General features: G+C 63.4%; 13 protein-coding genes. 2 read left to right on the forward strand and 11 right to left on the reverse strand.

The window, feature by feature from the left end:
• Positions 1-36 precede the first annotated feature (36 nt).
• Together A6B35_RS09680 and A6B35_RS09685 are read left to right on the forward strand one after the other, a co-directional pair.
• Entirely contained in the window at positions 37-564 is a 528-nt protein-coding gene (locus A6B35_RS09680) for an FAD-dependent oxidoreductase (protein WP_006205050.1), read from the forward strand.
• Positions 540-1,244 (forward strand): peroxiredoxin-like family protein, encoded by a 705-nt coding sequence (locus A6B35_RS09685; protein WP_006205051.1) that lies wholly within the window; start codon positions 540-542, stop codon positions 1,242-1,244. Before A6B35_RS09680 ends, A6B35_RS09685 begins: the two co-directional genes overlap by 25 nt.
• Here A6B35_RS09685 and A6B35_RS09690 read toward each other — a convergent pair.
• The 11 genes from A6B35_RS09690 to A6B35_RS09740 form a co-directional block, all read right to left on the reverse strand.
• Positions 1,228-2,133 carry a LysR family transcriptional regulator gene (locus tag A6B35_RS09690; protein WP_006205052.1) on the reverse strand — a complete coding sequence of 302 codons (906 nt, stop codon included), beginning with the start codon at positions 2,131-2,133 and terminating at the stop codon, positions 1,228-1,230. The two genes, A6B35_RS09685 and A6B35_RS09690, sit on opposite strands and share 17 nt — an antisense overlap.
• Positions 2,134-2,591: 458 nt before the next feature.
• Positions 2,592-2,963 (reverse strand): helix-turn-helix transcriptional regulator, encoded by a 372-nt coding sequence (locus A6B35_RS09695; RefSeq protein ID WP_006205054.1) that lies wholly within the window; start codon positions 2,961-2,963, stop codon positions 2,592-2,594.
• 530 nt (positions 2,964-3,493) lie between these two features.
• Positions 3,494-5,113: an AMP-binding protein gene (locus A6B35_RS09700; protein ID WP_006205055.1), complete on the reverse strand. Its 1,620-nt coding sequence runs from the start codon at positions 5,111-5,113 to the stop codon at positions 3,494-3,496.
• 153 nt (positions 5,114-5,266) lie between these two features.
• The gene (locus tag A6B35_RS09705) at positions 5,267-6,700 is read right to left on the reverse strand and encodes an APC family permease (RefSeq protein ID WP_006205056.1); all 1,434 of its coding nucleotides are present in this window, start codon (positions 6,698-6,700) and stop codon (positions 5,267-5,269) included.
• A 97-nt stretch (positions 6,701-6,797) separates the two neighbouring features.
• Positions 6,798-7,964: a LysR substrate-binding domain-containing protein gene (locus A6B35_RS09710; protein ID WP_006205058.1), complete on the reverse strand. Its 1,167-nt coding sequence runs from the start codon at positions 7,962-7,964 to the stop codon at positions 6,798-6,800.
• Positions 7,965-7,970: 6 nt separating this feature from the next.
• On the reverse strand, positions 7,971-9,311 hold the full coding sequence (locus A6B35_RS09715; RefSeq protein WP_006205059.1) for a glutamine synthetase family protein: 1,341 nt from the start codon (positions 9,309-9,311) through the stop codon (positions 7,971-7,973).
• Positions 9,301-9,990, reverse strand: a complete 690-nt coding sequence (locus A6B35_RS09720) for a TetR/AcrR family transcriptional regulator (RefSeq protein ID WP_006205060.1) — start codon at positions 9,988-9,990, stop codon at positions 9,301-9,303. The genes A6B35_RS09715 and A6B35_RS09720 overlap by 11 nt, the downstream gene beginning before the upstream one ends.
• A complete protein-coding gene (locus A6B35_RS09725) occupies positions 9,987-11,279 on the reverse strand; it encodes an alpha/beta fold hydrolase (RefSeq protein WP_006205061.1) in 1,293 nt (430 codons plus the stop codon). The genes A6B35_RS09720 and A6B35_RS09725 overlap by 4 nt, the downstream gene beginning before the upstream one ends.
• 6 nt (positions 11,280-11,285) lie before the next feature.
• Complete coding sequence (locus tag A6B35_RS09730) at positions 11,286-12,596, reverse strand: acyl-CoA dehydrogenase family protein (protein ID WP_006205062.1); 1,311 nt, start codon at positions 12,594-12,596, stop codon at positions 11,286-11,288.
• 19 nt (positions 12,597-12,615) lie between these two features.
• The gene (locus tag A6B35_RS09735) at positions 12,616-13,668 is read right to left on the reverse strand and encodes a 2,5-dihydroxypyridine 5,6-dioxygenase NicX family protein (protein WP_006205064.1); all 1,053 of its coding nucleotides are present in this window, start codon (positions 13,666-13,668) and stop codon (positions 12,616-12,618) included.
• A 122-nt stretch (positions 13,669-13,790) separates the two neighbouring features.
• A complete protein-coding gene (locus A6B35_RS09740) occupies positions 13,791-14,420 on the reverse strand; it encodes a flavin reductase family protein (RefSeq protein WP_006205065.1) in 630 nt (209 codons plus the stop codon).
• Position 14,421: the final 1 nt, after the last annotated feature.

The raw sequence follows: 14,421 nt of genomic DNA on the forward strand, positions 1-14,421 counted from the left end.
CGTGATCCTTGGCGTGCCGCAGGTCTCTCCGTCGCGATGATCGAAGCCCGCGACCTTGGCGGCACTTGCCTCAATCGCGGCTGCACGCCGAAGAAGGTGTCGGTCGCCGCAGCCCATGTGCTGGATGAGATCGAACGGGCCGATCGGTACGCGATCACTGTCGATGCGCCGAGGCTTGACTGGCGAGCCCTGATCGAACGGGAAAAGGACATTGTCAGGGACATCCCGTCCCGGCTGTCGGAACTGATGCCCAGGCGTGGCGTCGATGTCATCGTCGGCAACGCCGCCTTCATCAGAGGCAACACCATTGGCGTGAACGGCCGCGAGCTTGAAGCCGGGAATATCGTCATCGCCACCGGTTCGAAGCCGCGCTCGCTGCCTATCCCCGGCGCCGAGCATCTGACGACCTCGGAGCCGCGAACAGAATATGAACCCGGCATGCCTCGATGCATGTGGGGCATCGAAACGATGCAAGGAAAGCATAGCCCTCTCCGAGGGGTTCCAATGGTAGGGTGCATGCAGTCCACGAAAGTGCAGAAATGGCCGCCGACGACCAGGCAATGACATTTGAACAGTCTGTCCAGGCTGCCGTTGAACTTGATGCGTCCCTCAACGAGCGGCTGGCGGCGATTGCCGCGGCGGTGCGCCGCCTGGACGCGAATTTCGCCGATGCGGTTGACCGCCTCGTGGCGCGCCTGGAGAAACAGGGGGCAGGCGCCATGGCGCCGGTGCCAGGTGATGTCATGCCGGCGTTCCTGCTGCCTGACGATCAGGGCAAGCTGGTCAGTCTGGGCGATGTGCTGCTGCAGGGCCCCGCCGTGATCACCTTTCAACGTGGGCATTGGTGCCCCTATTGCCGGCTGAACGCGATCGGCATTGTCGAAGCTCAGCTAGAGATTGCTGCGCTGGGCGGCCAGGTCGTGGTGATCATGCCCGAGCGGCGCAAATTCGGGAAGGCGATGAAGGCAGCGGTCGGGGCCACCTTTCCCTTCCTGACGGATATGGACAACGGCTACGCCCTGTCTCTCAATCTTGCGATATGGGTCGGAGCGGAGATGGAGCGGCTGATGGGGCTTGGCCTCGATCTCCCCAACTATCAGGGAAACAGCAGCTGGTTCCTGCCAATCCCTGCAACCTTCATCGTTGGAACGGACGGGATCATCACCGATCGCTTCGTCGATCCCGACTACCGTCGGCGGATGGACATCGACGACCTGATTGCGGCGCTCAAGCGGGCTCGCTGACGCCAAAAGACGACCAGTCGGTCGACCGCAACAGGTTGAGCAGCGTCGTCGCCACCGGCGAACGATGGCGGCCGGCGACGGCATAGACGGCGACGATCCGCGAAATGTCCAAGTCGCGGAGCTTGAGCCTACGGGTGTTCGGCGAGCGCAGCGCGGTCATCGAGACGAAGCCAACTCCGGCGTTGGCTTCCAGCAGCGCCAGCAGATCATGGTCGGTCTCGACTTCATGCGCGGTCCGCGGCGCCAGACCCTTCGCAGAAAGACAACGCGACAGCTCCTCGCTCGTTTCCCAATCGATCCGGCTGAGCACGGGCTCCGCGGCAAGCTGGCTCAGCGCGACATCGGCCTCGTTGCGGCGGGCAAGCGGGTGATCGGCATTCACTACGAGTTCGATCCCCTCTTGGAAGAGCGGCCAGGTGTCGAGCCGATCCCAGGCCTGGCCCAGCGGACCGGCAACGGCCAGCTCAACCTCGCCGTTCTTGAGGGCACCGATGACAGCGGTCGGCGAACCGCGGTTGATCTTGAGATGCACCCCCGGATAGGCCCGGAAAAGCTCCGTAAACGGCGATACCAGCAATGCTATGTTGATGCTGTTGGAAATGGTGACGTTAAGGGGAGCCACGTCGCTGCTTTGCACGGCCTTGGCGAGCGACTTGGCGGAGGTGGCAGCATCGTAACATTGCTGCAGCAACGGCAGCATGCGCCGGCCGAGTTCGGTCAGGTGGGAATGCTGGCGCTCGCGCCGAAGGAGTTCACCCCCCAATTCCTCCTCAAGCGTCTTGATCGCTCGCGTCAGCGCAGGTTGGGTGACGTTGCACTCTTCGGCTGCTCTGGTGAAATTGAGCGTGCTGGACAGGGCCAAGAAATAGCGGACCTGCTGCATCTCCATGAATTTTCGCCCCCTCAGCGAAATGATCTATCAGCGACTGCACATGTTTGCAGGCTAGCGCATTGCAGCCGTTCCGGCAAAGTGTGGCAACGTCGCTAGGCGGGACGCTATGTAGCATGGCTAGTCAATGTTTGCTTTGGGCCCGATCAAGTCGATGATCGCGATGGGTTGAAAGTAGCGCTCCCGGCTCGATGTCATGCGTCAGCGCACGAACGATTTCGTTTTCGACATCATGCGTCGTCAGCGCCTTCGTGAACTCCGCGAGCATCGGATCGGTGCGACATGAGAATTCTCCTGTTGGGGTTGTTAGCGAGGAACGTCGGGTTGCCTCTCGATCCTTCCCTCAGGTGAAATGCGCGATCACTTGGCCTTGAAGGAATGGAGGCGGTTCGAGCTAGGTGGCTTGTCGTCGTGATGAGGGGACCATCGCGCCCGTGCCGACGCGATGGTCCTCCGTTTCAGATCGACCTGTCGTCGGTTCGCTTAACCGGGCGACTCTTGCGCCGATGGACGTCAGGCCCCGGCGCGATCTTCGCGCGACCCTCGATATAAGCTTGGCGGCGCTGCTCCAGCCATGCTTCGACCTCTTCAAGGTCCCACACGACGCATCGCGGCGTGAGATTGAAGCGGCGAGGGAATTCGCCGCGCTTCTCCATCTCGTAAATGGTGCTTTCGGCGAGCGGAACGATAAGCCGCAACTCGTGCCGCCTTATCGTTCGCGGCAGGCCTGTCAGGACGGTTGCGGGACCCGAATATCCAACTGGATCTTTGTCACCGTCATCGTGATAGGGCATCATCAGGATGCGTACGCGGCTTGGCTTCTTGGTCATGTCTATCCTCCTGTGGTTAGAGGATGTTTGATGAACCTCGAATTTGCCTGTTCGCGAGGGTGTGGAGATGCCGAAGAAGGGGCGCTGACGGTACTTTTGGAAGCATTCGCGCTCTCTCGATCAATATGGACGTGCACCTCGACGGCCAATAGTAGTCGATAGATGGGTCGCAAGAGTTGCGAGAAATTCTCCAACGAAATCAAAAGCGTAGCTATTTGACGGCCCGCAGGTCGGTAGTATCCAGGCTCAAGAATATTTTCTTAAGTAAATTCAATGTGTTAGCAGAGCCGTGAACAATCGAGTGGGAATGAGGGGAGGGCGGCGATAGCGCGGGAGTGGCAAGCCCTTCGTTCACTACGCATCAGATGTCTTCGACTGTTTACTGCGTTTCTTCCTGACTGTTTGGCTGATCTGATACGGTGTCGCCTCTGAAGTAAATCCCGTTCAGTCTCTCAGGGAGCTTTGGCGTACCGGCTTGCAAATCGGCAAGCCTCCACGAACATAGCTCCGCAAGCGATCATCCGTGCCGACTATTGTTTTGCCTTCAACCTGAACCGCTGGATCTTACCGGTCTGGGTCTTGGGAAGCGCGTCGGTGAACTTGATCGATCGCGGATATTTGTAAGGCGCGATGGTGGCCTTGACATGGTCCTGCAGGAGCTTTCGTTCCAGTTCTCCCGGCTCGATCCCATCGCTCAGGACGACATGCGCTTCGACGATCTGCCCTCGATCGACATCCGGGATGCCGATGACCGCGCATTCCCTGACATGGGAGTGGGAAAGGAGGGCCGCCTCAACCTCGGGACCCGCAATATTGTAGCCCGCCGAGATGATCATATCGTCGGAGCGGGCGGCGAAATGGAAATAGCCGTCCTCGTCCTGAAAGAATGAATCTCCCGTCAGGTTCCAGCCGTCGCGCACATAGTCCTTCTGCCTGGGGTCATTCAGGTACCGGCATCCCGTCGGGCCGCGGACGGCAAGCCGGCCGATCTCGCCGCGCGGCAGGTCGTTCATCTCGGCATCGACGATCTGGGCCTCGTAGCCGGTCACCGGGCGCCCGGTCCTGCCGGGTCCAAGATCGTCCAGCCGGTTGGAGATGAAGATGTGAAGCATCTCCGTTGCGCCGATGCCGTCCACGATCGGCTTGCCGGTCCGTTGCACCCAGGCCTCGAACACCGGCGCGGGAAGAGTTTCTCCGGCGGAGACCGCGATCCGCAGCGAGGAGAGGTTCGCCCCTTCGTCGAGCGCGGCGATCATCGCCCGGTAGGCCGTTGGGGCCGTGAAGACGATCGTCGCGCCATATCTTTCGATGATCTCGATCATGTTGGCCGGGGAGGCGTGCTCCAGCAGCGTCGCCGTGGCGCCGAAGCGGAGGGGGAAGACGGCAAGTCCGCCAAGGCCGAAGGTGAAAGCGATCGGCGGCGAGCCGACGAAGATGTCCTCGGGCGTGACCTGCAGCACTTCGCGCGCATAGCCGTCGGCGATGACCAGCAGATCGCGATGAAAATGCATCGTCGCCTTCGGCGAGCCGGTGGTGCCCGAGGTGAACCCGAGCAGAGCCACGTCGTCGCGACCGGTGTCCACGGCATCGAAGATGACCGGCTTGTCGAGAGCCGCGCGGTCGAGTTCTGCGTCATGATTGGCTGTGCCGTCGAAGCCGATGACCTGCTTGAGGAAGCGGCTGTTCTTGGCGCAGGCCACCATCTCGTCCATCAGCCGTGTGTCGCATAGTGCAAGCGTGATCTCGGCCTTGTCCACGATCTGGGACAATTCCCCAGATCGCAGCATCGGCATGGTGTTGACCACGACCGCTCCCGCCTTGGTGGCGGCCAGCCAGCAGGCCACCATCGCAGGATTGTTGGCGGAGCGGATCAGCACGCGGTTGCCCGGTCGCAGGCCGTAGTTCTCGACAAGCGCGTGCGCCAGGCGGTTGGTCCAGTCGGCGAGTTCCTTGTAGGTCCTGCGGCGGCCATTGCCGATCAGCGCGACATGGTCGCCGAAGCCACGCTCGACCTGTCGGTCTGTCAGTTCGACGGCGGCATTCAGATGTTCCGGATAGTCGAACCCATCGAGCGGAAGCTCCGGCCATTGATCGCCGGGCGGAAGATTGTCACGCGCGAACGTATCGACATGCGCAGAGCGACCAAGCATTTGCAAACCCTCCACCCGTCGCGAAACGTGTGATGGACGATCCAGCCGACGGGGACACGGCAGTCCATTTATTTCAAGCTTAAACTGTTTTGCGGCAGAGTCGATTCTGACCGCTGGCGAAGCGCGATTGCTTCGCGCTTCGCCACTGCGATCTCAGGCCTGGTTTTCGCCCATGCGGGCAAAGCGCACCGGGTCGACCTTCTCCAGCCGCAACGCCAACACGTACCCCACTATGGCGGCGGCCGGGATCAATGCCGGCAGGATGATGCCGAGCGCGCCGCCGGTGGTGCCGGTGAGGTCGCCGAAATGCAGGAAGATGTAAACGAAGAGAGCCGCCATGATGAGGCCCGACAGGGCCGGCAGGATCACCGTCGACAGCGCCGGCGCGCCGGCCTGCTTCTTGCGGAAGAACACGATCACCGCGAGCGAGGTGACGGTCATCATGCCCAGCACGCCGAGCGTGCCGACCTGGCTGATCCAGGTGAACATGTTGAGGATCGGGTCAAGCTTAAGCCCGGCGAAGATCGCCAGCACGACCAGGGCGCCGGCCGTCTGCACCACCGAGCCGATGTGAGGGCTCTGATGGTTCTCGTGGGTGCGCCCGAAGACGGCCGGTAATAGACCTTCGCGTCCCGCCACGTAGCTGTATCGGGCGATGTAGTTGTGGAAGGCGGACAGTGCGGCAAAGAGGCTGGACACGAGCAGAATGCCGGCAATCGTCGGCACCGGGCCGCCGACATAGCGCCCGGCGAGATCGAAGAAGAGCGCTGACGGATCGCCATAGCCCTGGATGGTCGGCACCAGCTTGTCGGCACCAATGCCAACGATCATCAGCCAAGTGGTGAACACGAAGAAGATGCCGATCATCAGCACCGAGAGGTAGGTGGCGCGCGGAATGGTTTTTTCCGGGTCTCTGGCTTCCTCTGCATAGATCGTCGTTGCCTCGAAGCCGATGAAGGAGCCCAGGCAAAACAGGATCGCAGCGGTCAGCGAACCCGAAAACATCGCAGCGGGGTCGAACACGTTCAGCGCCAGCCCATGGTCGCCGCCCTTAGCGAGAATGGCAAAGTCGACGATCAGCACGATCAGATATTCAAGCGCCACGGCCACCACCAGAACCTTTGCCGACAGGTCTACTTGCCGGTAGCCCAGTATGCCGACCAGGATGATGGCGAGCAGGCTCCAACCCCACCAGGGCAAGGTCAGTCCGAGTTCGCTGAAGACGCCGGCGGCGATGCCGCCAAGCAGGCCGATCAATCCGAACTGCATGGCGTTGTAGGCGACCAGCGCCACGACGGCCACGGCTCCGGCGGTGCGCCCGCCAAGCCCGCGCGCGGCATAGGCATAGAAGGCGCCTGCATTGGTGACGTGCCGCGACATGGCGACATAGCCGGCCGAGAAGGCGAGCATGACCAGCGTCACGAAGATGAAGGTTGCCGGAATGCCGGCGCCGTTGCCCAGCATGAACGCCAGCGGCATTGCGCCGGCAACGCCTGTAAGCGGGGCGGCGGCCGAGATCACCATGAAGGTCACGGCGATCAGGCCCAGCGAATTCCTGCGAAGTTGATTGCTGCCTGCGGTACTCATTTTGGTAGTTCTCCCTCTGTGTTCCCCATGGCCAATTGACCGGCCCATTTGTTGGTTGGTGTCTGCTTTCCTGTCTGTCCGGCCGCTCCGCCGGCCGTCATCCCTCTCCGTTGACGGCATGCCCGAAGGACCTCCGGCATTTGGCCAGAAACTGTTCGACCCATTCGCTGCGGCCGTTGCCGCGTGGCGTAATCGCCACGACCGCCCCCTCCGGGAAATCCTCGTCCAGCGGTATGGCGAGAATCTCCTTGCCGTCGGGCGCGGTCCTGGCCTGCGGCGCCTGCGGGACAATCGAATATCCAAGACCCTGGGCGACCAGGCCGCGCACCATGGCGAAGGACGGCGACTGGAAGCGGATGAGCGGCTGCAGCCCGCAGCGCTTGAACAGGGCGTCGGTGGCCGCGCGCACCGAGGGATAATCCAGCAGGATCATGGGCAGATCCGCCAGGTCGGCGAGCCGCAAGCTGGACCTTGTCGCCAGCGCGTGGCCGGCGTTCAGCAGCACATGCGGAGCCGATGGGCAGACCAGTTCTGCATCGAGGTCAGCTTCGTTCACCGCGCCGAAAGTGATCGCCGCCTCGATTCTGCCGGCACGCATCTGCTCGATGAGATCGTCATGGTCGGCCTCCAGCAGCCGGATGTCGACATCCGGCTGCTGGCTGGCGAAGCCGGCGACGAGACCCGGCACGAATTGCGGTCCAAGCGTGATGAAGAAGCCGATGCTGAGGTGGTTCTCCGGGCGTGGCGGCCGATGGTCGTCCGGTGCGATCGGGATGGCGCGCCGGTAGCCGCGATTGCCGTAGACCAACGGCGAGCGCTGCGCGGAAAGGTCGATGGTCTCGGCCTCGCCGACAAAGAGGAAATGGGTCCCCCACATCAGCGCCGTCTTGAGTTCGCAGTCGAGAGAAACGACGGCGCCATCGATGACCGGCGCGCCGGTCGTGCCGGGATGCCAGGCGATCGCGCCGAACCGGTCCTGGTTCAAATGCTTGAGGCGGCCGGAGAACAGATCCGAGACGAAACTCTGGTTGCCGCTGAGCACATTGGCGCAGAACCGCCTGTTTTTCTTGATCGCCTCGCATACGGGGCTGAGGTGATGGACGCTGATCAAAAGGGAAGGCCGGCTGGTGTCGGCGGACACCGATGTCATCGATGAAACGGTCACGCCGAAACGACCTGCCTCACCGTCCGTGGTCACCACGGTGACAGCGGCCGCCACGCGGCTCATGCCTTCGATGAAACGGGCGCGCAGATCGGCATCCATGGTCGTTCACCCCAGGTCGAAGAAGCGTTCCAGTTCCACGTCCGGAACCTTGCGGCGGAACTCGTTGTGCTGGCTTTCGCGCGTGGCCGTGAACGCCTCGACGAAGCGCGGCCCCAGCCAGTCCTTGGCGAAGGCGGAGCCACGCAGCCGGTCGATCGCCTCCGGCATCGAGCGGGCGAAGTCGCGGGCGGGTTGCTGCGCATAACCCGAGCCGACGGTTTCGGGATCTGGCTCGATCTCACCGATCACGCCGGCGACCCCGGCCGCGATGGTCGCGGCGGCGGAGAGGTAGGGATTGGAATCTGCGCCTGGCAGACGGTTTTCCACCCGCAGGGACCCCGCGTCGTGACCGACCAGGCGGAAGCAGGTGGTGCGGTTTTCGAAACCCCATGTCAGGCCGGGGGGCGCGAAGGTGCCGGGGGCGAAACGCCGGTAGCTGTTCACCGTCGGCTGGAAGATCAGCGTCGTGTCGCCGATATAGGCCTGCAGGCCGCCGAGGAAGTGCCGGAAAGTGCGGCTGACGCCGTTCCTTTCCTTCGTGTCCCAGAACAGCGACTTGCCTGCCTTGTCCTTCAGGCTGATGTGCAGGTGGATCGACTGGCTGTCCGCCTTTTCGTTCCAGCGCGGCATGAAGGTGACGGATCGGCCCTGCCGCAGCGCCAGCGCGCGGATGAAGTTCTTCAGCAGAACCAGCTGGTCAGCCGGCTCCATGCCCTCGCCGGCGCCGATGCAGGCCTCCATGAAACCCGCGCCGATCTCCTCGTGCATCTTGGCGAGGTCGATCCTCAGCGGCTCGCACATGGCGGCCACCGCCTCGTACCACTCGGTCTGCACGACCTGGTAGAGGATCAGGTCGTGGCTGGCATGTGCCGTCGCGGTCTTGAGGTTGCGGTAGCCTTTCGCCTTCGCGCTTTCCGGCGTCTCGTCGAACAGCGTGTATTCCAGCTCCATCCCGTATTTCGGCACCAGCCCCGCTTCGCCGGCGCGGGCCAGGACGGATTTCAGGATCGCACGTGGGCAGATCTGCGCTGAAGCGCCGGTGTAGTTCGACAGCACCAGCAGGTCGTGCCCCGGTTTCGACCATGGCAGGCGGCGGACGGAACCGGGATCGAGCTGCAAGGGGTCATCGTGGAAATCACCCTTGTCGTCATTGACGCCCGGAATGATGAGCATCGCATCGGTGGGGTCCAGTGCCAGCTGCGCCGGGGCCATGCCCATGCCGTTCTTGGCGATGCCCTTGAGGCTGCCCACCGAGACCATCTGGCCGCGCAGAAGCCCATTGGTATCGGTCATCGCGACGGTGGCAAAGCGGTTGGCGGGGTCGGCCATGTAATCGTCAAGCGTCATGTTGCACCTGATTGAGGGACTGGGCGCCGATCAGTCGCGCAAGTTCGGCGAGATCGGTCTCGGGCTGTGTCGAATAGGCCTTGAGGAATACCTTGAGGCCGTTGTTCAGATAGCGGGCGATCTCGGCGCGCGAGGGCGAGCGGTCCGGCATGTAAAGAGCCTGCGTGCGCGGCGCCGACAGGATCAGGCCCCACAGATCCTGCGCGGCGAGCTCGGCGTCGTCGAAGGCCAGCCGGCCTGTACGTCGCTGGTCTTCCAGATAATCCATAATGCCGCGCAGCAACCGGTCCGGCCCCACCTCCTGATAGGCACGGCCGATCTCCGGAAAACGCTGCACCTCGCCGATGATGAGCCGAGCCAGGGAGAGGAGGTCCGGACGGAGCACGGTGTCGGCGTAGTCCCAGGAGAATTCCAGCAGGTCCGCCACCATGCCGCGATCGGAAGGGCGCTCGAAGACCGCCAGCATCTGGTCGCGCTCGCCAAGCATCATGGCCGAGAACAGCGCTTCCTTGGACTGGAAGTACTGGTAGAGCGTTGGCTTCGACAGGTTCGCCTCGAGAGCGACGGCATCCATGTTGGCGCCGGAATAGCCCATTTCGGAAAAGACCTTCAGCGCGGCTTCCAGGATGCGCCGCTCGCGCTCGATCTTGTTTTGCTGTCGGCGGGACAAAGCGGTCATCGCGGCAGTTTCCCCAGGAAGTCCAGCAGGATGCGGTTGTAGGCTGCGGGCTGCTCGACATTGCAGACATGGCCGGCATCGGCGATGGTTTCGTAGCGGATATCGGGCCGGGAAGCCTGGCCAAGTATTCGCTCGGCGACACCACGGATCTCCGCCGGCGGCGCCAACCGATCGTGCTCGCCGGTCATCATCAGCACCGGCATGGTCAGGCGCGAGAAATCGAAACGCTCGGACGGAGTGGTGAAGCAGACGAGCGCGTCGCGATAGGTGGCGGACGGGATCGCCGCCATCGATTGGAAAAGCTGTTCCTTCATCGCGTCAGAGGCGTTCGGTCCCGCCAGTACCTTTACCACTGCGGGCGCGAAGTTGGCCGGCGTCTGGCCGGCATCCAGCGGCACCTTGCGGCTGAGGCGAAAAGCCTCGCGTTCCTCAAGGCTGGCCTCCGACATGCCGGTGCAGCCGCCGGACAGGACCAGCCCGGCCAGCATCTCCGGGTGACGCATCGCGAAAGAGGTGGCGATCCACGAGCCCAGGGAAAGGCCGACCAGAACCAGCCGGTCGCCGCCGAACATCTTCTTCACCCGCAGGATGTCGGCGCAATAATCGTCCACCGTCGACTGCTTCGGGCCAAGCGCGCTGCCGCCGTAACCACGCAAGTCGAGTGCCGCCGCACGCATCACGCCACCTACGGCCGAGAGTTGCGGCAGCCAGTTGTAGCGCGAACCACCAATGCCGTGCAGAAACAGGCAGAGCGTCCCGTCTCTGGCCGTCGTCGCTGTCAGCGCCAGCCGAGGGTCGCTGTCGATCACCATGTCCCGCGTGGCGGCGGGCGCGGGCAGAGGGCTCGGCGACTCCGCTACGCCGGTCATGAGTGCTGTCTTCGACAGGACCGCGATGCCCGCCTCGAAGATCGCTTTCGTGCCCTCGCAGATCGCCTGCAGCCGCGGCGAAGCAGCCTCGACCCGCGCGCTCCAGCGCACGGTGCTGCCGCCACCGTCGCCGGCGCCTATGGCGATGCGGCCGTCATAGGCTTGCGCGCCGGCAATGCCTTCGAGATGTGTGTAGGCGAGCGTGCGGTCGCTGTCGCTCAGCCAGGTGAGCTGCTCGCGATAGACGGTATCCTCGCCGTGGGCCGTGAAGGCGCGGACCAGCGCGCCGCGCGCGTCGCGCTCGGCCCGGATGGTGGCGATGGCCGGGTGCCATCGACCGCAGAAATCCGAAACGACGGACCATACCGCCTCCGGCGAGGCGGCTGAGACGCCGGTGACCTCGACCGTTTGGCGCGCCATCGGCGTCTACCGGACCGACCGCAAGGCGCCGTGATCGCCGCGCCATAGCGACATGCGGGCACCGCCTTCATCGCCAGGTGCGGTATCGATCTCGTCCATCTCGTAGAGGGCGAGAACCGACAGATAGTCCTCCATGATCTCGGACGTAAAGGGCAGCATCAGCGCGCCGCAGCGGCTGTCGCGATACATCCGCTCCAGCGGCAGGGACTTCAGCATCGACTGGCCGCCGCAGGTGCGGATCGCCATCGAGGTCATCTCGGCGGCGCCCTCCATGACATTGTACTGCGCGGCGTACATGCGCAGCACCTCGCCCTTGGTCGGAAAGCCCTTTGCCTCGCCGAAGGCCTGCCACCAGAGCGCACGCATGTTTGCGAGCCGCGCATACATCTTGCCGACCGCGACGCGCTTGGTCGCGTACATGCGGCGGTCGATCGGCGGCTGGCCGGGAATCTTGCCCTTGAGATAATCGACCATGAAGTCGAAGGCGCCCTGCGCCACGCCCATATAGGTGGGCGAAAGGGTCACCATCATGTGGGGCCAGTTGGGCAGCGTCTTGCCGAAGATGCCGCGCGGCATCAGCAGGTCCTGTTCGGTGACGAAGACGTCCTTCAGGATGAGGTCGCGGCTGTTGGTGCCCCGCATGCCGAGCGGATCCCAGTCGCCCTTGACGCTGAGGCCGGGCGCATCCTTGTGGACAACGAACAGCATGGTGTCCTCGTGGCGCGGTTCCTGGCCCTCGAACACTTCGGTGCAGACGATCGTGTAGTAGTCGCAATAGCCGGCGAGCGAGGCGAACTTCTTGAAGCCGTTGATCTTCCAACCGCCGTCGACCTTGCGGCACTGCGTCTGGTTCGGCTTCGAGGTCCAGTTCTGACCGCCTTCGGAGATCGGCTGCGAATAGATCGCCTTTTCGGCGATGGCGCGGCGGAACTGGCGCTCGCGCAGCGGCGCGAATGCCGCCTTCTCCTGGGGCGTCAGGTTCGGCATGTCGAACATGAAGCGCGACCAGGCCATGGACGAGTTGTGCATGTTGAAGGTCAGTGCGGTGGCGCCGCAATATTTGCCGATCTCGGCGCCGACCATGGCATATTCGAACATCGAGAAGCCCCAGCCACCGAATTCCTCCGGGATGCAGAGGCCGAGAAAGCCCTCGGCGGCCAGATCCTTGTAGTTCTCGACCGGGAAGGAGGCGTCATCGTCGATCCCCTTGGCGCGCGACGCGAATTTGTCGCGGCCGAGTGCGTTCACCAGCCGCAGCTTGGCCTGCACCTCCGGGCGGATGCGGGAGAGGTCGTAGTAATCGGCAATGTCGCTCATGGTCTTCTCCGAAGGGGCGTCAGGACGCCAGTTCGCCTTGCAGGACGCCGCCCTTGACGACGATGTTCCCGTCCAGCGTGATCGTGCAGTTGCGCATTGGCAGGTCGAAATGGCCGAGCGTGTAGCGGCCGGCATACTGGTTGGCGCCTGTGGACCACAGGAACGATCCCGCCAGTGCGCGGAACTCCACCGCCTGCATGTCACGCTTGTCGTACATGACGGCCGAGACCCAGCGGGCGCGCGGATGCATGCCCCAGCCGACATGGCTCATGCCGTAGGCGTTGCGGTCGTTCCAGGCTTCCATGTATTCGCGGAAATGGATGGCATCGACGCCGTCGCCCTTGATGGCGGTGACGAAGTCGTCCTCGACGGTGAAGTCGATGCGGCTGGTGAGCGTCGTCTTGAACGTCAGGTTCATGTCGCCCACGCCCATGACGATCCGGCCGTTGACGCAGTTCTTTCCGGGAAATGCGAGGCAAAGCCCGCCCGGCCAGTGCGCCACAGCGCCGGGCGTCGTACCGAAGCCCGGCGTGCCGCCGCAGGGTGCGTTGCGCAGATCGATGACGAGATCGGTGCCGGCCGGCGAGGTGACGCGCATTTCCTTTGCTTCGCGCAGCATCCGCACGCCGAGCGCCACCTTCGGACCGAGATCGGCGGTCGGCTCGGTGCGCTCCAGGATTTCAGGATGCTCGTTGGTGACAACCAGCAGCCGGGTCCGCCCCGCCGCCTCGATCTCGGGCCATTCCGGTGCATGGATGAGACCCTCGACCGTGCAGTCGACGATCACCTCGCAGAGCTTCAGCGCTTCGATCACGGCGCGGTTGCCCTGGATCGCCCAGGACGTGCCGGTGGATTTCACCGGCACCGGCGCCGTCTGGCGCGGTGTCGGCATCTGGATCATGCAGAATTCGGCGCCCAGATCGTGTAGGGCGAGTTCCGACAGGTGGATCAGCACCGGACGCGACTGCGTCTCGGACAGGAGTGCCACTCTCGTCCCCTTGCCGATCGCATTCAGTGCGAAGACGCGGCGGAAGCAATCCAGCCACCGTCCTTCGATGCGCTCTTGCAGCATCGCTAAACTCCCATTGACGATCCGGCTTGTTTCGGATTTCTTTACTTGTCAGTTAAGTTTCCTGATTTAGCCGCCGCTGTCAACAGGATTTTCGCAAATCATGGAATATTCGATGATTGGGCTCATTCCCTGTGCGGCCAGTTGCGCCATGTCGGCCTGGCAAGGCTGAAAGTGTCGCGGCTGCGGACATAGTCGCTGCCGTAGGAGCGGGCGACGAGATCGAGCTTCGGCGTGTCGATATGCGCGCGCTCGCGATCGAGCACGCAATCGTCGGCGACGTTGACGACCAACACGCGCCCGATGACAATCACCTGCGTCGGCCCGGTGACCACCGACGACAGGGAGATGCATTCGAAGCTGACCGGGCTTTCTTCTATGCGGGGCGGCCGCACGCGCGCGGAGGGGGTTGTTGCAAGTCCGGCCAGCGCCAGCTCGTCCATGCCGCGCGGCGCGTCGATGGCGGTGACATTCATCGCCCGCACCAACCGTTCCGGCACCAGGTTGATCACGAACTCGCCGGTGTCGATTATGTTGCGCGCCGTGTCCTTGAAGCCTCTTTCGGGATCGGCGAGGATACCGATTGCAACCGTCGGCGGCGCTGACCCCATGACGTTGAAGAAACTGTACGGCGCGGCGTTGACGACGCCTCCCAGATCCTGCGTGACCACCCAGGCGATCGGACGCGGCATGACGGTCGCCGCCAGAAGCTTGTAGGCGTTCTGGGTTCCGACTTCGTCGAGGTCGAAGCGCATC

The sequence above is a fragment of the Mesorhizobium amorphae CCNWGS0123 genome (genome assembly GCF_001686985.1).
Lineage (GTDB): Bacteria > Pseudomonadota > Alphaproteobacteria > Rhizobiales > Rhizobiaceae > Mesorhizobium > Mesorhizobium amorphae.